The organism is Psychrobacter sp. Sarcosine-3u-12 (assembly GCF_002836005.1).
GTDB lineage: Bacteria > Pseudomonadota > Gammaproteobacteria > Pseudomonadales > Moraxellaceae > Psychrobacter > Psychrobacter okhotskensis.
This window is the reverse complement of the sequence record NZ_PJBY01000109.1, coordinates 47,623-68,305: the sequence shown is the minus strand read 5'-3', so window position 1 is coordinate 68,305 and position 20,683 is coordinate 47,623. Positions and strand designations below refer to the sequence as shown.

General features: G+C 43.9%; 16 protein-coding genes. 7 read left to right on the top strand and 9 right to left on the bottom strand.

Annotated elements, in window-relative coordinates; all coding sequences use genetic code 11:
- Positions 1–87: 87 nt before the first annotated feature.
- From CXF65_RS12155 to CXF65_RS12145, 3 genes are all read right to left on the bottom strand, one after another.
- A complete protein-coding gene (locus CXF65_RS12155; protein WP_025652288.1) occupies positions 88–645 on the bottom strand; it encodes a UPF0149 family protein in 558 nt (185 codons plus the stop codon).
- A gap of 510 nt (positions 646–1,155) precedes the next feature.
- The gene (locus tag CXF65_RS12150; RefSeq protein WP_025652287.1) at positions 1,156–1,392 is read right to left on the bottom strand and encodes a PA3496 family putative envelope integrity protein; all 237 of its coding nucleotides are present in this window, start codon (positions 1,390–1,392) and stop codon (positions 1,156–1,158) included.
- A 207-nt stretch (positions 1,393–1,599) separates the two neighbouring features.
- Positions 1,600–3,126, bottom strand: a complete 1,527-nt coding sequence (locus CXF65_RS12145; protein WP_101212217.1) for a hypothetical protein — start codon at positions 3,124–3,126, stop codon at positions 1,600–1,602.
- A 507-nt stretch (positions 3,127–3,633) separates the two neighbouring features.
- Here CXF65_RS12145 and serB point away from each other — a divergent pair.
- The 6 genes from serB to hemJ all read left to right on the top strand — a co-directional run bounded on the left by serB (position 3,634) and on the right by hemJ (position 9,451).
- Positions 3,634–4,824, top strand: a complete 1,191-nt coding sequence (gene serB, locus CXF65_RS12140) for a phosphoserine phosphatase SerB (RefSeq protein WP_101212216.1) — start codon at positions 3,634–3,636, stop codon at positions 4,822–4,824.
- Positions 4,825–5,085: 261 nt separating this feature from the next.
- A complete protein-coding gene (locus CXF65_RS12135) occupies positions 5,086–6,090 on the top strand; it encodes a DUF368 domain-containing protein (protein WP_101212215.1) in 1,005 nt (334 codons plus the stop codon).
- 274 nt (positions 6,091–6,364) lie between these two features.
- Positions 6,365–6,742: an AciT family ciprofloxacin tolerance protein gene (aciT, locus tag CXF65_RS12130; protein ID WP_227502360.1), complete on the top strand. Its 378-nt coding sequence runs from the start codon at positions 6,365–6,367 to the stop codon at positions 6,740–6,742.
- Positions 6,743–7,008: 266 nt separating this feature from the next.
- Positions 7,009–7,515, top strand: a complete 507-nt coding sequence (locus CXF65_RS12125; protein ID WP_025652282.1) for an SCP2 sterol-binding domain-containing protein — start codon at positions 7,009–7,011, stop codon at positions 7,513–7,515.
- A 358-nt stretch (positions 7,516–7,873) separates the two neighbouring features.
- Entirely contained in the window at positions 7,874–8,908 is a 1,035-nt protein-coding gene (bioB, locus tag CXF65_RS12120; protein ID WP_201565661.1) for a biotin synthase BioB, read from the top strand.
- 108 nt (positions 8,909–9,016) lie between these two features.
- Positions 9,017–9,451, top strand: coding sequence for a protoporphyrinogen oxidase HemJ (hemJ, locus tag CXF65_RS12115; protein WP_101212213.1), 435 nt, complete (start codon positions 9,017–9,019; stop codon positions 9,449–9,451).
- A 114-nt stretch (positions 9,452–9,565) separates the two neighbouring features.
- Here the strand turns inward: hemJ and CXF65_RS12110 are convergent, their stop codons facing one another.
- A complete protein-coding gene (locus tag CXF65_RS12110) occupies positions 9,566–10,375 on the bottom strand; it encodes a hypothetical protein (RefSeq protein ID WP_101212212.1) in 810 nt (269 codons plus the stop codon).
- 212 nt (positions 10,376–10,587) lie between these two features.
- Here CXF65_RS12110 and CXF65_RS12105 point away from each other — a divergent pair, with 212 nt between their 5' ends.
- Positions 10,588–12,723 (top strand): WG repeat-containing protein, encoded by a 2,136-nt coding sequence (locus tag CXF65_RS12105; protein ID WP_198552007.1) that lies wholly within the window; start codon positions 10,588–10,590, stop codon positions 12,721–12,723.
- Between the two features lie 120 nt (positions 12,724–12,843).
- Here CXF65_RS12105 and CXF65_RS12100 read toward each other — a convergent pair whose 3' ends face one another.
- From CXF65_RS12100 to CXF65_RS12080, 5 genes are all read right to left on the bottom strand, one after another.
- Positions 12,844–13,341, bottom strand: a complete 498-nt coding sequence (locus CXF65_RS12100) for a hypothetical protein (protein ID WP_025652277.1) — start codon at positions 13,339–13,341, stop codon at positions 12,844–12,846.
- Positions 13,342–13,414: 73 nt separating this feature from the next.
- Positions 13,415–14,131 carry a ribonuclease PH gene (gene rph / locus CXF65_RS12095; RefSeq protein WP_025652276.1) on the bottom strand — a complete coding sequence of 239 codons (717 nt, stop codon included), beginning with the start codon at positions 14,129–14,131 and terminating at the stop codon, positions 13,415–13,417.
- A gap of 243 nt (positions 14,132–14,374) precedes the next feature.
- The gene (locus tag CXF65_RS12090; RefSeq protein ID WP_025652275.1) at positions 14,375–16,159 is read right to left on the bottom strand and encodes an AMP-binding protein; all 1,785 of its coding nucleotides are present in this window, start codon (positions 16,157–16,159) and stop codon (positions 14,375–14,377) included.
- A gap of 462 nt (positions 16,160–16,621) precedes the next feature.
- A complete protein-coding gene (locus tag CXF65_RS12085; RefSeq protein WP_101212210.1) occupies positions 16,622–18,355 on the bottom strand; it encodes an AMP-binding protein in 1,734 nt (577 codons plus the stop codon).
- A gap of 368 nt (positions 18,356–18,723) precedes the next feature.
- Positions 18,724–20,538: a vWA domain-containing protein gene (locus CXF65_RS12080; protein WP_101212209.1), complete on the bottom strand. Its 1,815-nt coding sequence runs from the start codon at positions 20,536–20,538 to the stop codon at positions 18,724–18,726.
- Between the last annotated feature and the right edge of the window lie 145 nt (positions 20,539–20,683).

The following is a 20,683-nucleotide window of genomic DNA, read 5'->3' as shown; positions in this document are numbered from 1 at the left end:
AGGGTAATGTTAGCGCGCATGGCTGCGAACAAAACCCAATATTAATAGAAATAAACAGTGTTAATAATAAATGCTGTCTCCAACAAACTAATCATTGGTATGGAACAATAAAAATAGCTCAGTCAGATTGCCTTCGATACTGTTGGCCATCTGTGCCATTTTATCTTGATCCACACGCATTTCGGCCAGCTCTGGATCTTCATCATCGATACCGCTGAGCACAATCATTGGCAAGGTTAATACAGCCACGTCTTCTGCCGTTTCTTCGTTTTCAAACCAGTCGCTGGCTTCATCACCATACATGGCATCGACAAAACCAATTGACCAAGCAACGATATCGGACTCTTCAGAAAAATCAACAGCCACTTCTTCGTTGCCCGCATCTTCACCAAAAGGCAATTCAATAGGCGTCTCGTTCTTTAGCTCAGCCATGATAGAGTCGCGCCAGCGCTGGATACCATCAATAACGTTTTCTGGAATTTCGCTCACATGACCTTCAAAAAGCGCCTCAAGCCAGTTAGGCAACGGACGCCCAATGACAGTCGCCGTCAAAAAACCATGGGTTGCGACACTATCAAGCACAAATTGGCTCTCTTGATTGTCCAAATAGTCTAATAATTCATCGAAACTTAGTTGGTTATTCATGGTGTGATGGTCCTTGAAAGATAGATTGCGTCAGTCGCCACAAACGATCGATTAAATGTAAGGTAGTAAATAAAAGATGGTAAATAAAAAGAGGATAGCAGTTGCTTGGCGAGCATACTTAAAACCAAACAACCTTTATAAAGCATAGTCAGTCCTCTATAAATCAGATACGGTATCAAGCTCGCTTAGTCTACTATTTGTAGTACTTCACTCGCTCTCCTGGTATCCAGATTATATCGAACAGACTATAAGTCTATTAGATAAAGTAGATAATGTCGCAGTCGGTAAAAACGAAAATCAAGCGTTAACCACTAATATGTAGACAGTCAGCTTAGCACAATTAAGTCGCGATAATCTGCTAAGGCGTTGGCTTAGTTTATTGAGCTTCTTTTGCGCGACCTAATTTACATAACCTAGTTTGCGTGACCCAATTTGTATGATCTACTTCGTATAACCAAGGTTATAACGGCTGTTTGGCTGACGCCTCTAGCGCTTAACTTAAGTCTAAAGCTAGAGGTCGTCATCATCCCAATCATCGCCATCTTCATCGAAGTTATCTAGATCATCAAGGTCGTCTTTTAACTCTTTTGCCAAACGCTTTTCTTCTAGCAAATTATCGATTAGTCGACGCTTCTCGAGACTGCTTAGGCGCGTACGCACACTGGTCTCAGCCTCTTCTACCATCTTTGCGTCGTCATCGTCGACAAAATCATCATCAAAATCGTCGTCAATATCAGCGTCACTCATGACAAACTCCTATCATTTTTCGGCAAGTGTATTAAAAATACATGAATATATATATGCCTTATAAAGTCTCTACTGAGCGTTGTCAATCCTTTTTATCACTATGCGCTATTTAGTCGCAAATACAAAGTGAATCTGACCAGCTATCGCGTAGGCAATTGTAGAGAAAGTAGCTGCGTTAAAGGCAACGAAATACCATACTTGTCATCATCACTCGTCGTCTTCAATCATCAATACGGCATTACGGACATCGGCTAAGCGCTGAATCATGGCGTCATTGCCACCATCAAATATCGCGCACTCACGCTCATAGACAGTCGTTGGGCGCATGATGCTGTGTACTTGGACATGGTTGCTGATTTGCTTAAGGCCAGCATTGGGGAGCAATATCAGCATCTGTTCTTTTTTGCCCACGCTTTGTAGCAGTTGGCTCATGGCATCGGCTTGGGCATCATCGCTCACCCCAGCTTTGGCTGGCAAAGCAAAGCGTGATAGCTCAATATGCTTGTCGTGGATGATTTTATTAAGCATTAAATAGAGCTTACCCAACATTACACCTGCTAGCGCAACTTTGGCGTGGCTATTATCTGCTTTGAGCAGCGCACAAGCACCGCTTTCATCAAAGCGCGGTTCATTCATCGCACTCACACCCATCAGCAGTGGCTGTTTGAGTAGCTCGGTCATTGCTTGATTCAGAAGCTGCGTACATAGCGCCAGATAAGGCAAGCGCTGAGAAGGCGCTAGGCGCTCAAGCATATTAAATTCGTCATGAAAGACGATTTGGACGCTGACCGTGTCAAATGCGCGGGTGGCAGATAGCTTGGCGTTAGATAGCTTATTAGTAGATAGCTGGGAGGCACTACGAGTAGTTTTGTGAGCGCCGTTATCAGTATCAAGCTCCTCATGGTGCGTCGCGTTGGTTACCTGATAATCTGTGTGATTTTCAGATATACGATCAGAGTTAACAGCAGTCGCCTCTTGATTCTGCTGCGCTCTTAAGTAGGCATTGACTTCATTGTGAACATCAATTTTGCGAGTACGCGTGGTTGTATCGTTTGTCTCACCACTGGCATTCGCTTGGCTATCAGTAAGGTTAATATCTTTATCCGCTGTCTCAAAATCGTCTGAGCGCTTGCCTTTTCCATCATCCGCATAGCCACGAGCATTCTCGCGGTAATGACCACGCTGATCAATCTGCCGATATTGCTCACGGTGCAAATCTTCGATATCACGGCTCAGGGCATTAATCTGCTCTTTGGTCGGACGGGCAATATAGCCATAGATGAGCCACAATAATAAATGCAGCAGCATAGTACCGATTACAAACGGCCACTGCATGGTGATGATCTCGCCTTTGCTAATATCCTTCAACGTCAATGACACACTGCCAATCACCGCATCGCCTTTAGTCGCGATTTGACTGATCGTATTGCCTTGTTGCATCGGCGCATTGCCGACCGGCACCAATATATCGTCGTTATTGTCTTTGATCAGTATGCGAGTCACGTCTTGCTCGCTGGTATAGCGATTGGCAATGACGCTCAAGCTGACACGGTCTTTGTTTTCCAAAGACAAGCGCGCCTCATCAATCAGTTGAGCGACCATCTGTTCGCCCTTTTGCGCCCGACTCTCGCTCAGCTGTTGATCGGTACTGATGACCAATAATAGAGTTTGCAAACAAAAACTAACCAGAAGAATAATGGCAAACAACCCTTGCCGCGGCGCTAAATACGTCATGATATAGTAAACTTTTTTGGATAAAAGAAATTAAAAAACAAGGCGATGGCTCATTTTTTGGCTAATTTTAAAAAATTCTGCGATGTTTATATTTATAAAGATGATGACATTAAGCACTACATTATAAGACGTAATATGTTCTAAAAAGCTCCACAATCTAAAAAGCCTTACCATCTAAAAGGTACCACAGCCTTAAACTTAACGAGGTCTAAAAAATAGCACAGCTTAAGATAAAATTGCTCAGCATCGCCTTTTAAATATAAAGTCATCATCTTAAATATAAAGTCATTATCAAGGCAATAACGCTACTATATCACCATAGTAAGCCTGATGGCGTTAGCCGTTTTATAAATTTGTCATAATCGTTTGAATTTATTCTAACGGCTTTTTTACCCCTCAGAGTCGTTTTGATACAACGCTGAGACTTTGCGCCTCATCTATAGGCGCTGCCGAGTAAAGCTGTTATTATTCCCAATCTTATATGAGCATACAAGGGACAATTGAGCCATGCCAAAAAATACCTCTTATTCGTTACCAAAAGACAGCAAAGCATGGCAACAAGCCGTCGACTCTATCGCTTCACTACTACCCGACGGTACTAACTTGCAAGATTTCGACGCGCTGCAATCACTACCGGTTTTTGCCCTCATTGTAGTGTTGCCGATGCAAGTCACAACGCTTGATATCCATCAGTATATACAGTCATGGGTCGATGAGCAGCCAAGCTGGCATTTGGTGACCGTCGCTGAAGATACCGATGCCAGTTTCGTCGACATCATGGTTTCTGATACAGAACCGACAGCAGCAGACGTCCAACGCCTGCCTTTTACACAATCACAAGTCTTCCGCTATTTGCTAGTACCAGTGACTGACACGCTCATGCACCCTGCTAAAAAAACGGCAGCGGCTCACATCATCGACGATCAGCTAACCACGCGTCTGCGTCATGACTTGACCGAAGCCTATAACAATACGCGTAGCGCTGGCAGTGTAGATGACTTAAACGTCGTCGATTGTCATATTTTATCAGTCGGTCATATGCTACGTACTCACAAACTTGCCTGCTTTGATATGGATTCAACCTTAATTGAGCAAGAAGTCATCGTCGAGCTGGCCAAAACAGCGGGCATCGGTGAGGAAGTCGAAGCTATCACGGAAGCGGCAATGCGCGGCGAGATGGATTTTGATGAGTCTTTTGCCCAGCGAGTGGCGTTATTAAAAGGTATCTCAACCGATGTACTGGATGATATCTGCAGCCGCTTGACGCTATCAATGGGTGCTCGCACAACGATCAAGGCGCTCAAAGCATTGGGCTATCATACGGTATTGGTCTCCGGCGGCTTTACCTACTTTGCGCGCTATATCGCTGAGCAATTAGGCATTGATGAGGTTCACGCCAATGCCTTAGACATCGACGAAGATGAAGTCACCGGTCATATCCAGCTGCCTATCGTCAATGGTGCCAAAAAGGCGGCCATCGTTGAGCATACTGCCGAGCGCTTGGGTATCGAGATGTCGCAGGTGGTCTGTATCGGCGATGGTGCTAATGATTTGCCAATGATGGCGATTGCGGACTTGGGTATTGCGTATCATGCCAAGCCTATTGTACAGGCACGCGCCGATGCCGCAATCAATGTCACTGGGCTAGAAGGCACGCTCTATGCGCTTGGTTATCCAGCGCTTGCTTCTACTGTATAGAGGCTAAATGCTTAGATCTGTTCATACAAATTAGGTTAATGCTTTATCATTACTCTGGTTTGTATGGTCAGTTCAATATAAAAAAGAGCCAGCGTGACTGAGATAAATTTTTTGTCGCCTCTGTCTGCGTAGGCACAGCCAGCAAGAAAAATTTGTACCAGTCATGCATTTTATACTGCCGTATCTCTATTTTATTTAGTATCGACTATATGTTTCGCTGATTTTTAGATTTATTATTTTTTTAATCATAAAGGATTGTCCATGACGGCATCACAATCACCACGGCCAAATGCGCCGTCAGCGCCACAACCCTTACCACAATCTTTGGATAACAGCACTAGCCCTGCCACCGACAATCCAAAACAGCTACTGGGCGTATACTTCAAAGGCATGGCGATGGGCTCGGCTGATATCGTGCCTGGCGTTTCTGGTGGTACCATCGCGCTGATTGCCGGTATTTATGAGCGTTTGATCAATGCGCTCGGCAGCATCGGCCTCAGTCTCTGGCGAGTATTTCGGCAAGATGGTGGTATCAAAGGCTTGCTTGCCGTTTGGCGACAAGTCGATGCCACCTTCTTATTGTGTCTGCTACTCGGCATTGCGACCAGCTTTGTGACCTTGGCTGGCATTATTAAGCATCTACTAGACAATGAGCCGCTACTGATTTGGTCGTTCTTTTTTGGACTGGTCGTCGCCACTGTCTTTATTTTATTGAGTGAGATTAAGCGCTGGAACATGGGACGGGCGGTGCTGTTTGTCATCGGGATTGCGGCAGCGGTCATTATCAGTAGTTTGCCTTTATTGACCACCACGCCAAGCTTACCCTATCTGTTTTTTGCCGGAGCCATTGCCATCTGTGCGATGATCTTACCGGGCATCTCAGGGTCGTTTATCTTACTGCTAATGGGCGCTTATGATACGGTATTAGAAGCGGTGCATACCCATAACTTTACTATCATCCTTACTGTTATGGCGGGTATGGTCACAGGGTTGTTATTATTTACACGCGCACTCAAATGGCTACTGTCACATTATTATCAAGCCACCTTGGCCTTGCTTACCGGTTTTATCGCTGGCTCCTTGGTTAAAGTCTGGCCGTGGAAAACAGACGCTTTGGGTACTTTGGATAGCGAGGCAGTCACCAATGTCATGCCGTGGCAATACCCTACTGGCCCGCAGTGGCTCACCACTATAGGACTGATGCTATTAGGCGCAGTTTTAGTCTCACTATTGGCTTGGTGGGGCAACCGCAGCAATCGTCTTTAACCGTTAAACTGTCAAAATTCGATTTAGCAATAGTTTTGTTAATATCTTATTCTTAAACCATCGCCAGTCTCAAAAATAAGCGCCCATCCTTGCGGCGCTTTGCCTGCCAATTACACATGCTCAACGGTCAAAATTAGTCAAAAAACCAAACGTCATCTGTTGTCGCAAAGTCGCCTCTGCCCTCTTTAGCTTTACTCAGCAAACTTTCATAATGGTCACATTGGAATTCACCTTATGACTAGCGAGATGAATGATGTTATTGACGATATTTTCTATGATCAGTATAGACACGTGGAGCAGCGCGACGTGGCTCGGCTATGGCTTGTTGGCAAGCTTGGTAGTGGCGCTTGCCTTGTCATCACAGCGCTGGCTGCTGCTATATCTGTTTGGTGGTATGGCCTATTGGCTGGCTGTTGAAGTCATCCAAGGTTTGTTGGCGACTTGGCCGATGCTCGCCACGCTCTCAGAATGGCACAGCTATGTCATCGCCATGGGTATCAGCTGGCTACCTTTAGGTGCTTGGGTACTGTATCGGGCGCTACGTTACGACGACGTCAGTCAAACGGTACAACAACAGCGAGAATTGGAAGCGGCACGCTATATCGAACACACTCCTGTCTACGACGACGATTATCAGCCGCGCTTTCATTGAGACGTTAAATAAAAAGCAGACAATCAAAAAGTAATTTATAAAAAAGTAGATAACTGCAAACAGTTCAGCAGAAGTAAGAAAGCCAATGCGAAGAAACTGATAATCAGTAAACCTTGAGCGATTAATGTTACAAGATACTTAACGCTCTCTACTTAACTACTAAAGAGTTGTGACCTTGCAATGGTTTATAATCTACTTATATATTTGTCGCAAAAATTGGTATAAAGTACGCTTTATTTTTATGTCCATTCTTTAGGAGTTGCACTATGTTTACTGTTCCTGTGTTAGATATCAAATCTGATCCGTTAGACGTGTTATTGGCTGTGGTTGGCTATCGCTTATCGATGTTGGCTGATAGCGATAACGAAGACGTTAAAGCGCTGTTTGCTGATCGCAAAGTCACTATCGAGCTTGCCAGCACTGAGGCGGATATCGCACGTTATTTTAGCTTTGATAATGGACAGTTTAGCCAACATAGCGGTCATGCAAAAGAAGCAGATTTAACGATTAACTTTAAAGATTCTATGACTGGTGTTAAGCTTTTGACTCAAGGCAGTCTTCCTGCTTTTATGACTGCCGTACAAGAAGGCAATCTGAGCATTGAGGGTGATTATAGCCTGATGATGTGGTTTAACAAGCTTGCTAAGCACATCGTGCCAGCCATTCCAGAAGAGTGTAAGCCGTATATTGATAAAGCCAAACCTTATGCCTATAAAGCGCAGAAATTTGCGGAGCATTGGATTGGTTTTGCTAAGCACAAATTGGGCAAATAATCAGACATAAGTCGCTAAATCATTGAGTAGCTATTGGTTGCGCCTGAGGTGCAGCTAAAATGATTCTAATGTGCTTAATTGTAGTCATTATAAATACTAGCTAGTCGCGTTCTGACTTTCTAAAAAGGTTGCGGTATACTATATCGCAGCCTTTTTTATTATTTCAAAACCCTTAAAGGCACCAATATTCAAATTTTAATACCGTTATAAAAGGATTTATATTATGGCAGGATTGCTTAGTATCTCAGAACCTAACGCCAACAGCCAAACGCCAACTAACACGCTTAATCATTCAGCCAATGCAACCCATGACTTGCTAGCGGCACTAGCTACAGATGCCACTACAGTGAACTCAAATATGGGCGTGAAACACAGTCGTGAACAAATTGCTCAATTGTTTGATTTGCCGTTGATGGATTTATTGTTGCAAGCACAGACCGTTCATCGCCAGCATTTTACTGCCAATGAAGTGCAGATCAGCACATTGCTATCCATCAAAACCGGTAACTGTCCTGAAGATTGCGGCTACTGCTCACAATCGGGTCATCATCGCGACACAACCAACCTGCAAGCAGAGAAGCGTATCGAAGTCGATAAAGTCATTGCCGCAGCCAAGCGTGCCAAAGCCAGTGGCTCATCACGTTTTTGTATGGGTGCGGCATGGAAGCACCCTAGCGCCAAAGACATGCCCTATGTGGTTGAGCTGGTCAAAGAAGTAAAAGCCCTCGGTCTTGAGACTTGTATGACCCTTGGTATGCTCGACACTGAGCAAGCAGCGCAATTGGCGGATGCCGGATTGGATTATTACAATCACAATTTGGACACCTCGCGCCGTTATTATGAGCAGGTTGTCAGTACGCGCAGCTATGATGAGCGTTTAGATACGATTACCAATGTGCGCAATTCTGGTATTAGCGTGTGTAGCGGTAACATCGTTGGCATGGGTGAAAGCCGTGATGATCGCATCGATTGGGTGCATGAGCTGCTAAAAATGCCCAAAGCGCCAGAGTCGATTCCGGTCAATCTATTAGTGCCTATCAAAGGCACACCGATTGGCGATAAGGTATTGGCAGAAGGTGAGCTGTCCGTTCTTGAGTGGATTCGTACCATTGCGGTGACGCGTATTTGCTGCCCAACCAGCTATGTACGTCTGTCCGCTGGCCGCGAAAGCCTGTCTGATGCTGAGCAAGCATTGGCCTTTATGGGTGGTGCCAATTCGTTCTTTTATGGTGACAAGCTGCTAACCACGGGTAATGCCAGTCAATCAAGCGACAATCGACTGATGCGTGAGCTTGGTTTGACCGCGCAATTTGCCGCACCGAGAGCACCCAAACAAGTGCCAGTTATGGATGCGATGAACGGTCATCAGTCGCAAGTTGTATTGGCGGAATAGTTTGCGGTATAACGCTACCATTATTGGATAATCTGCGCTAAGCTTGCCAACATTATTGAACGCCCTAATAAACGAGGGCGTGTCCTAAAATAAGTAAGAGAGAGGATAATGCCAGATTATTTTAACTGGATTAAAGCAGCACATATTATTTCTATGGTGTGCTGGTTTGCCGCGATATTTTATTTACCGCGACTGTTTGTTTATCATGCGATGAGCGATGATAGCATTAGCCAAGAGCGCTTTGTCATTATGGAGCGCAAGTTATATCGCGGTATTATGACGCCATCGATGATAGCGACATGGGTATTCGGTTTATGGATGTTGGGACTTGGCTGGGATGTTTATAAAACCCAAGGCTGGTTGCACGTCAAGCTGTTATTAGTGGTACTACTATCTGGCTATCACGGTGCGTGTAGTTTTTATCGCAAAAAGCTGATGGATAATCCTCACTATAAATCACACAAGTTTTGGCGCTGGTTTAATGAAGTACCAGTTTTTGCCTTAGTAATTATCGTCATTTTAGTGGTGGTCAAACCCTTCTAACATTCAGACAAATGACTGATGACCGGCTTTAGAACTAACGATCTAAAAATAAAAACGTCCGCTACTTTAATAAGTAACGGACGTTTTTTATTAGAACCTTTTGAACCTTAGTGCTTACACACTAGGGCGCATGATTTGATAGACATTGCTTAAATCATACACACGGTAGCGCGCAGGCTCACGGCGGTTTTCGCCTGCATAGCTCAGTATCAAGGCTTGCTTTGCACGTTCATCGACCCAACCGACGAACAAACCGCTATGCTCGACGCCATTGTAGCCATGATTGATATAATAGAGCCAATCACCGACCTCAATCTCACTACTGTTGGCATAAGGTCCTTGCCCATAAGTGCCTTTATGCACAGTATCACGAGTCACCCCTGCGCGCTTAAATACCGCATCCAAATAATCCCAACAGCCGCCTTGAACAATCGCGCGCTCGTTCAGTGCCATTTTGCGCGCGGTACTTACCACCTCACGCGCCGCCGTATTGCTCTGCATCTCAGCACTGCTAAGTAACGGTAAATACTCACTATCAACATTGTCATAATTACCGGACAAAAACGCGGGTAATGCCCTAGGTGCTTGACTTTGTACGTCAGGATAACGATAAGAAGTAGTCAGCGCTGGCGGATTTGCGTAAGGGTTATTGTTAGAATAAGTCGTGGTTGAATAAGTGGTACTGGTCGTTGGGCGAACATTAACAGGGCTAGAGCGATATCTGCCAACACGTTGAATCGTGGAGCGTGTGCTCACTTTGGCAGAGGGCACGGAAGAGTATGAAGGTGAAGCATAATCAGACTGGACGGACTTTTGGGCAATGAGTGCGCTCATACTATCTGCCTGAGCTTGGCTGACAACGCCAAAAGTTAATAAAAATAAGCTACACGACGCTGAAACCAACGATATGGGCAAACACGACATGGGCTAACTCCTTGCCAATAATATATAAGTCATCGCATAAATGACAATCGAACATTGCAGGCTTACTTATAAACTATTTCGCTATGCGTCTGCAAGCTTTGTGAATACATTCTCAAACCCAAATGCATTATAAGAAAACCTTAAGACCACCTTACCATTTAAATTTAGTTGAGTTATTATTCATCCAAACGATAAAAAACTTAGGAAATAGCGTGTTATCGATTAAAAAACTGATTATTGTTTGTATTTTTATACCCATTTCTATGGTTCATGCCAATGAAGAGTGCGTCAAACCGTCAGTGAATGGTGCTACCTACGTAGGCTGTTTACGCGAAGATAAATTAACGGTGGCAACGCTTGATAACACCTTATGGGCTTTAGTCAATGAAAAAGGGGCGCTGTTAACAGATTATACGTTCGACAACTTTATTGATATTAATGACACGCTATTAGGGGTGGCTAGTGGCAGTAAAAAAGGTATCATCAACAAACAAGGAAAACAGATTTTACCGACCGTTTATGATGGCATTACGCTCTATGACAATCACTACTTTCGTCTAAATCAAGACGGAAAGTATGGAGTGGCTGATCCTCTTGGAAACATCGTATTGCCCTTGGAGTATGATTGGGTTGACAGTCTAGATAATGATCACAATCACAATCGAGCCTTGATTTCAAAACAGGAGAAAAAAGGGTTAATTGACGAAAAAGGTCATATTGTCTTACCTGCAAAATACGACCGCTTATTTTGTTGTAGAGAGCCTTATTACGGCAAAGTTGCTATAGGTAACCGATATGGTCTAACCAACGAACTAGGAAATCTACTGAGCCCAATTGAGTATCAAGAGATTAAAACGTTTTCGCATCGTCCTATGATGCTAAAAGCAAAGAAGGAGGACAAATGGGGGCTCCTAGATTTAAAAGGCAATATTCTACATCCCTTTGAGTTTGACCAACTGCCTAGCTTCTATCCCGATGAGGTTGGAATAGAAACATTCAAAAAGGATGGCAAGGTTGGCTTTATTAATAACGAAGGTAAGATTGTATCGTCAGCCAACTACGATAACATCTCCGTTTTTGACGATAAAAAATACGAATTAAAAAACGACAATCTTTACGGCCTTGCCAACTCCGCGGGTCAACTTATCGCTCCAGTTGAATACGCTGATATTAGTACCGCCGATGAACAAGATTTGAGAGTGGTTGAAAAAAACAAAAAATACGGTCTCATTAATGGTGCTGGCGAAATCATTTTAGCAGTAGAATACGATAAATTGGGATATCCAGATGATGAATCAGGTGTTCGAACGATCAGGAAAGAGGACAAGTACGGGCTTATCGATCGTCACGGCAGCATCCTGATACCCCCTGAATATGATATGCTAATTTGCTGTTATGCAAATGGCTATGGCTCTATCGCAAAAGGCCATAATCAAGGAGTCATTGATTCGTCTGGGAAGATATATTTGTCCGATGACTATGATTATGAAGGCGTCTCACTCAATGGGCTATTTTTAGTGGCACGTGATGATCTACAAGGTTTGGCTAATAAAGAAGAACAGCTCATGACTCCTATCGTATATGAAGATATATCTCCATTTAGTGATGGCCTATCAGCAGTTCAAAAAGACGGCAAATTGGGATATATAAATACTGCTGGAACGCTGGTCATTAAAAACATTTATAAGCGTGCACAAGCATTTCATGACGGTATTGCGGTTGTCAAAATAGACAATAAAAACTGGTTTATTGATAAACAAGGTCGTAAGGTTTTACTGCTACCCTTTGACAGGATTACTTATAATAATCCTAACCGCTATAGGGTCAGTAAAAACGGTAAGACTGGCATGATAGATGTGAAAGGCAACGTGCTTATACCGCCCATGTACAATAGACTGATGCAAATTGGGACGCAGACCTACTTTGCGGCAAAACCAAACGCATGGGGTATGATAAGTTCCACCAATAAGACCATAGTGCCTATCAAATACCATGATATAAAAGAGTTTAGTATATTTGATAGTGCAACGACAGATAGTATGACGACCACAATGGTAGGGTTTTCTGACCCAGGAGACTGGCGCCTATATGATGCTCAAGGCAAGCGCCTTCATCCTGATAAGCGGTTCTCTAAAATCACAGCATTAAATAATGACAGCATTGTCGTTCAGTCAGAAGAAAAATGGGGATTAATTGACGCTAAAGGAGAAATCATCATTCCTATAGACTTTGAAGACGAGCCGCTCGATTACGGCTATAAGGATGAATTACACTTTGTAGGCGATAAGCAAACATTCATTTTCAATAAAAAAACGAAAGAATCTATTCTTATAGAGAAGCTACCTTAATAAATTAAAGCCAAAAAATAAAGTAACTCGCTGAGTATTTCAGATATTCGGTGAGGTTTAAGTGATTGCGTTACGTCATTACATATTATGATGTCTAAATACCATGCTAGATTTTTAATGCTAGGGCGTATCATCATCCATCTTGATATTCACATGGCGCTTGCCCAATGCTTGACCTTGCAAAATAGCTTTGGCAGCAGTTGCTTCTTGGGCAGTATCGAAGCCGCTAATATGGTACTTACGTGCATTGTCACTATCGACAATTTGTAGCTGTGCGCCGATGAGATTCACTTTATCGCCATCAAGCAGTTGAATATGCGCACGCTTACCGTGATTGTCATGAACCAATTCGCCTACACGCACCCACAAGATGCCGCTATTGATAACGCCACTCATGGATTTTTTACGCTGCTGGCGTTGCTTATTAAAAATAAAACTGCCGATAATAAGCAACGCCAGCGCACCAATAGCCAAACGCTCAGAGAGTAGACTCATCGCCATCGCAACTGCAACCGCACCAACCAATAACGCGGCCCCAAACCAAAACAGGCCATTATCAGCCATTGGTGGCTGATCCTGTAAGGTAATTTTGGCGCCATCATCAGTCAGCTTAAGCATGCAGTACTACCTATTATAGGATAACGATAAAATCAAAATAGACTATCAAAGTCTCTTAAGCATTAATAGCAAGTTACCAACCTAAGGCTGTTTTTTGCATGGCAATAAGCTCAGCGATGCCTTTTTCAGCGAGAATCAGCATATCGTCGGCTTGCGCACGAGTAAATGGCTTTTCTTCCGCCGTTCCTTGCAACTCGATAAACTCGCCTTTTTGGGTCATAACCACATTCAAATCGGTATCACAGCTAGCATCTTCTTCGTAGTTCAAATCTAGATACGCTTTACCATCTTTCATACCAACTGACACCGCCGCGACCAAACCAATCAGGGGATCCGCTTTTAGCTTTTTAGTTTTTTGGATACTTTCTAACGCATCAATAAGTGCAATCGCTGCACCGGTCACACTTGCAGTACGAGTACCGCCATCAGCTTGTAGCACGTCACAATCAAGATAAATGGTATTTTCACCCAGCTTGCTCAAGTCAATCATCGCCCGTAAGCTACGACCAATCAAACGCTGGATTTCTTGGGTACGACCTGACTGTTTGCCGCGTGCCGCTTCACGTTGGTTACGGGTATTGGTCGCGCGTGGCAACATACCATATTCTGCGGTGATCCAGCCTTTACCTTTACCTTTGAGCCAACGCGGTACGCCTGATTCGACACTAGCCGTACACAGTACTTTAGTATCGCCAAAGCTGACTAATACAGACCCTTCAGCATGCTTAGTATAATGGCGCTCAAAGCTGATCGAGCGAAGTTGGTCAAGCTCACGATTGTCAATACGCATAAAAATCCCTAGTACGGTGTTATAAAAGCAATGTCATAAAAATAATAAATAGAGGGTCAACTGACTAGCCAAACTTTATCTAGCACTGTGTTTATATCGTCAAATAGAATTCTATGATCGAATAGAAGCTAACTGAACGCCTTAGCGAACCCAAATCTTAAGATATCCTAACGTGGCAGCGGCGCAATAGCAAGATTCGCTCAAGCCATTACGCCGCTGCGTTGGTCAGTTGTAATGCTACATTTATTCTAACCCTTCCATCTTACGCAATTCTTTACGCAGGATTTTGCCCACGTTTGATTTTGGTAATTCATCGACGAACTGAACATGACGCGGACGCTTGTAACCAGTTAATTGCTTTTTGCCAAAATCAAGCAGCTCTTGCTCGGTCACGTCGCCTTTTTTGACCACGAATATTTTTGGTTCTTCGCCGCGCTTGTCACTTGGCACCCCAATAGCACCGCACTCTACAACTGCTGGATGCTCACTCATGGCTTCTTCGATTTCGTTCGGATAGACGTTAAAGCCAGAGACCAAAATCATGTCTTTTTTGCGATCAACGATTTTGATAAAGCCTTTTTCGTCCATGATACCGATGTCACCTGTTTTTAGGTAACCATTGGCTGTAAAGCTCTCAGCGGTTTCTTCTGGGCGATTTTGATAACCAATCATTACCTGTGGACCTTTGACACAAATCTCACCACGATCACCAATAGACACTTCTTTTTCGTCATCATCGATAAGAATCACATCGGTGCTAGAGGCCGGAATACCAATTTTACCCGTGAATTCAGCGATGGTCATGGGGTTAAAGGCCACCACAGGCGAGGTCTCAGATAAGCCATAACCTTCAACGATAGGCAAACCAGTGATTTTATGCCACTCTTTTGCCACGCTTGGCAGGACAGACATACCGCCACCGATAGCTGCTTTTAGGTTAGAGAAATCTAAGTCTGCAAAGCTTTCTTTATGTACTAAGCCATTAAACAAGGTATTGACTGCAGGAATAAAAGACGGCTTATATTTGGCCATCTCTTTGATCAGGCCGTCAAGGTCGCGAGGATTAGGAATCAGTAGTCCCGCATAACCTTGATACATACCATACATACCGCACACCATAAATGAGAACACATGATATAGCGGTAGCGCAGTCAGGATGACATCATTCGCTTCAGCATCGTCTTCAAAGGCGCTGTTCATCAAGGCGCTGATCTGTAGCATATTGGCGACTAAGTTGCCGTGCGACAACATCGCACCCTTGGCCACCCCAGTGGTACCGCCAGTATATTGCAACAACGCCACATCGCTTAGATTCATATCAGGGCGCTTATATTTGCTGGCTGAGACCGCATTTAGCGCATGCTTAAAGCTGGTGCTCTCTGGCAGACTATAAGAAGGAATCATCTTTTTGACATGGCGAGCGACGAGATTAATCACAGTGCCTTTTACCGTGCCAAGCATATCACCAAGCTTACAGACGATGACGTGCTTGACCTGACCTTTATCTTGCGCCTCTTCATAAGTCTTGGCAAAGTTTTCGACGATGAATAACGCTTTGGCACCGCTGTCGTGCAACTGATGCGACAGCTCGCGGCTGGTATACAACGGGTTGACATTGACCAATACCATACCTGCCCGAATGATACCTAGCATCACAATCGGATATTGCAGGACATTGGGCATCATTACTGCCACTTTGTCGCCTTTGACCAGTCCTAACGACTGTAAATAACTAGCAATTTGGCGACTGTATAGGTCTAATTGCTTAAAGCTAATAGACGAACCCATGCAGATATAGGCAGGTTTTTGTCCATAACGGCTAAAGTTACGCTCGAACACTTCAAGTAAAGAGGTACTGTCATCTGGCATGTCGATAGTCGCATCGATACCATAACGCTCATAAGCATTCAGCCAAGGACTGTCGCTGGCTATCGTCGGCATCGTAGGAAAGGTGTTTGTCTCAGTTGCTGACTGAGTATCTTTCGCCACATTGTCGTTGGTTGTCTCTTTATTGATATTGTCCGTCATAACTTTCCCTAAATATTACCGTTAAAAAGATAGAATAATCTGATGAAATACCTTGGTCGTCAGAGACTTATTTATGCCTTCAAATAGACAAACAATCCTGACGCTCATTACTAAGCCTACTACAAATCGAGCAAAAAAGTTAAGCCGCTAATACGTTTTTACGACGATAATTATGCCAGCTCTATAGCGCCAAACCCATGCTATTCTATCGCTAAATAAGAAAATATATCGGCAGGCACTATAGCAGTTTTACTCATAATTCTCTATGAATACTGGCAAAACACGCTGCTAGAAACAAAAAAAATGATAAGACTGTATCCAAACGGCCTTATCATTTTTGGTCATCACAATGTCTCATAGTGCGACAATGGTTACCAGTGCTCGTAAAAAGTCACTTAGCAAACAACTGCGAAAGTCACTGATAACAATCTATCTAAAATAGATTGTTTACCGTCTACCTTTTTATCCTTTAGCATGATTTTTTTCTTCAAGCGCACGCAGATCTTTACGTAGGATTTTACCGACGTTAGATTTTGGTAGCTCATCGATAAACTCAACATAGCGAGGACGTTTATAGCCCGTTAAATTCTCTTTGCCATAGGCGATGACGTCTTCAGCGGTAAGGCTCTCATCACTACGCACCACATAAATCTTCGGCACTTCTCCACTCTTTTCATCATCGATGCCGATGACGCCACATTCCAAAATTTTTGGATGACCTGACATAGCATCTTCCACTTCGTTTGGATACACGTTAAAGCCTGACACCAAGATCATGTCTTTTTTGCGATCGACGATCTTAAAGTAGCCTTCTTCGTCCATAACACCAATATCACCGGTACGGAAATAACCGTCAGATGTCATGACTTCAGCAGTCGCATCATCACGTTTCCAGTAGCCTTTCATAACCTGCGGACCACGAACACAAATTTCACCGCGCTCACCAAGGGCCACTTCATTGCCTTCTTCATCCAAGATGGCCATATCCGTCGCTGGCATTGGTAAACCGATGTTGCCTGAGAACTCGCCTGTCCCTTGCGGATTCGCTGAGGCAACGGGAGAGGTCTCTGATAAGCCATAACCTTGTACGATCACATTACCAGTAATCTTCTGCCATTTGTCCGCCGTGTCCTTCAACACTGCCATGCCGCCGCCCATAGACATCTCAAGCTTGCTATGGTCTAACGCTTGGAAAGCTTCGCTGCTAGCAAGGGCATTGAATAAGGTGTTGACCGCAGGGAAAAATGCTGGTGGATAATCTTTATAAGCCTTAATCAAGCTCGCACCATCGCGCGGGTTTGGTACCAGCGAGCCGATACAACCACGATATAACCCATACATACCACAAACGGTAAACGAAAAAATATGATACAGCGGCAAGGCCGTCATGATAACCGGCTGCTCATTCATTTTGTCAAACTTATCAAAAGCATCGCCAAGGTAAGTATCACACTGAATCAGGTTAGCGACTAAGTTGCCATGGGTCAGCATCGCGCCTTTGGCAACACCAGTAGTACCACCGGTATACTGAAGTACCGCAACATCGTCAAGACCAATATTATTAGGGCGTTTATAGCTCTTGGCTGGGAAGCGGTTTAGCGCTTTTTTGAATTTTACGCTACCTTTGATATGGAATGCAGGTACCATTTTTTTGACATGACGCACCACTGTGTTCACAATGAGGCCTTTTAGTGGACTCATCAAATCACCCATAGAGGTCACGACTACATGATCAACCAAGTTTTTGCCAATGTCTTCATAGGTTTTGGCAAAGTTCTCTAACAGAATCAAAGCTTTGGTATCAGAGTCTTCTAACTGATGTTCAAGCTCCTTTGTCGTATAAAGCGGATTGACATTCACTAAGGTCATACCAGCGCGCAATACACCCAATACAGCAACGGGTAGCTGCAAGATGTTTGGCATCATAACCGCGACTTTATCGCCTTTTTTCAGCCCAAGTGACTGCAAATAAGCGGCAATTTGTTTGCTATAACGGTCTAAATCTTCGTAAGAGAGCTCGACATTCATGCAGACAAATGCAGTTCTACCCGCATGGTTGATGAAGTTTTGCTCAAGTATGTCGATTAAAGAAGTGTTGGCAGGTGGCATCTCAATATTATACTGAATACCAAGTTTTTCGTAAGTTTTGACCCATACTTTGTCATTACGACGAATGAGGTTGCCTTGATTTTCCATAATCTTATCTCTCCTAGTAAATAGTGCGCTATCGTTCACCCATATCAATCACAGGGTGATAAACATACGAAAACTCGGAGCGCAAGCAAATCCTCTTCAGGATGGCGAGGCTGACGAAGTGGGCGTATGGCGATGAGTAAACAATATAGCGTTAAATAGCCCTTTGTTCTTTAACATACACACTTTATACAAACTACTCAATACAAAAGATTGCTACCTGAGTTCGCAAAGTACCTTGACGCACTATATTATTTTTTATATCAATAGCTTACCTGATAATTGATAGCAGTTAACAGCAACTATTACCATATCTAATTACTGAACATTTATCCATTTATATCAGCCATCGTAGCCTAATAGCCGTTTCATTAGCGTTTGCTGTCGAGCGCACTAGCAAGTTCTGTTAAGGTCACAAAGTTACGGCGCGTGCCCTCTTTATCGCTATTTGGTTGCTCGGTAAAGGTATTTGTCGCCAGTTTAGAGCTGTCACTATATTGCCAATCATTGATATAGTCACTCTGACTTAAGCGTTGACCAAATCCTGCAACGGCGATGGCAAACTGGGTATCTACATTGGCACTGTCTAAAGACTGGCTACGCTTATTAATCGGTTGATTAATGAGCTTAGAGCTGCCACCTTTTGGCGCTTTATAGCGAATTTTTAGATAGCCAAGCTCATTTAGTGCCTGACTGTTTTTGACGCTAGATTTGCTATCGCTATCACTATAACGGCGGTCGCTAAACAATCCTTTTGCACCAGTTGATGTCACTTCAAACAATGCAATGACTGCCTTACCTGCTCCCAACTCGCCGGCATCGATTTTATCATTATTAAAATCCTGCTCGTTCAGTACACGGTTTTCATAACCGATTAAACGCCACTCGCTAACCACATTTGGATTGAACTCCACTTGTACCTTGACGTCTTTGGCAACAGTGTTAAAGGTCGCTGCCAGCTCATCGCCAAAGACTTTTTTGGCTTCAGTCAAACTGTCGATATAGCTGTAATTACCATTACCGTTGTCCGCCATCTGCTCCATCATATAATCGTTGAGATTGCCACGACCAAAACCGACAGTCGATAGAGAGATACCACGATCACGATTGGCTTTGACCAAGTCCAACATCTCGTCGACGTCACTAATACCGACATTGAAATCGCCATCGGTGAGCATGATAATACGATTGATACCGTCTTTTTTCAGCGCTTGTTGCGCTTGTCTATAGGCCAGTTTTAAGGCGTCTTCGCCATTGGTCGAGCCAGCAGCATTTAAGCTCTCTATGGCAGTAAGTATTTTGGCTTTTTGATTGCCCTTGGTCGCAGGCAATGCCACACTTGTACTGCCCGAATACGTGACAATGCTAATACTGTCTTGCGCGCGCATCTGCTCGGTGAGCAACTTCAATGACGACTGTGCTAATGGCAGTTTATCGCGTGATGACATGGAGCCTGACACATCGACCAAAAACACTAAGTTGGCGGGCGGCATAACTTGATTGGTGCTTTTATTAGACCAGCTATTATCAACTGCTTTAATCCCAACTTTGACAATTTTATTATCCTGATCGGCCTTGTCCCACGGCGAATCAACCACTTCTGTTGCGACCACAAAAGGTGCATTGGCGATACGTTTGCCATCATCAAATTGATAATTAAAATAGTTAATCAACTCCTCTACGCGCACGGCATCGACAGGTGGCAGCTGCCCGTCATTAAGATAGCGGCGCACATTGGCGTAGCTGCCAGTATCGGTATCGATGGATAGAGTGGCAACCGCCATCTCAGTAGTGCGGTGTACCGGATTGGCGTCGTTTTTTTGATAATTATCACGGTCTTTTGGCTGTACAATGATTCCTGATAATGGTCGTACACTCAACTGCGGTGCAGCGTTTATCATTCTAGTATTGGCGCTTTTCGTATAGAAACTACTTGGCGCTATCATCTCTGATTGTGCTGATGTTTCTACCACTATGACAGGTGACGTAATATTTTGGTTTGACGCTGTTGCATCTTGCGTGACGGTACTGCTCGATGTCTCCGTCATCGGTTTACTTACCTGTGATGAGCTACACGCCGTCAGTCCCATCATACTGGCGACAGCACTGACTAATAGCGCATTTTTGGTTAAAGAATGAGCATGCGTTCGTGATAAATAGGCAGGTGATATAGATGACGATGACATAATAGCTACTCCATATGATAGACGGCTTGGATAGACAGTTCGATGATAACGGTTCCGTGTTACAGCCTTTATAATAATTATTGCTGAGCACTATTGCATAGTGCCTTATGAAACAGGCGCTTAGTAAAAAGGCAAACCATGTGCG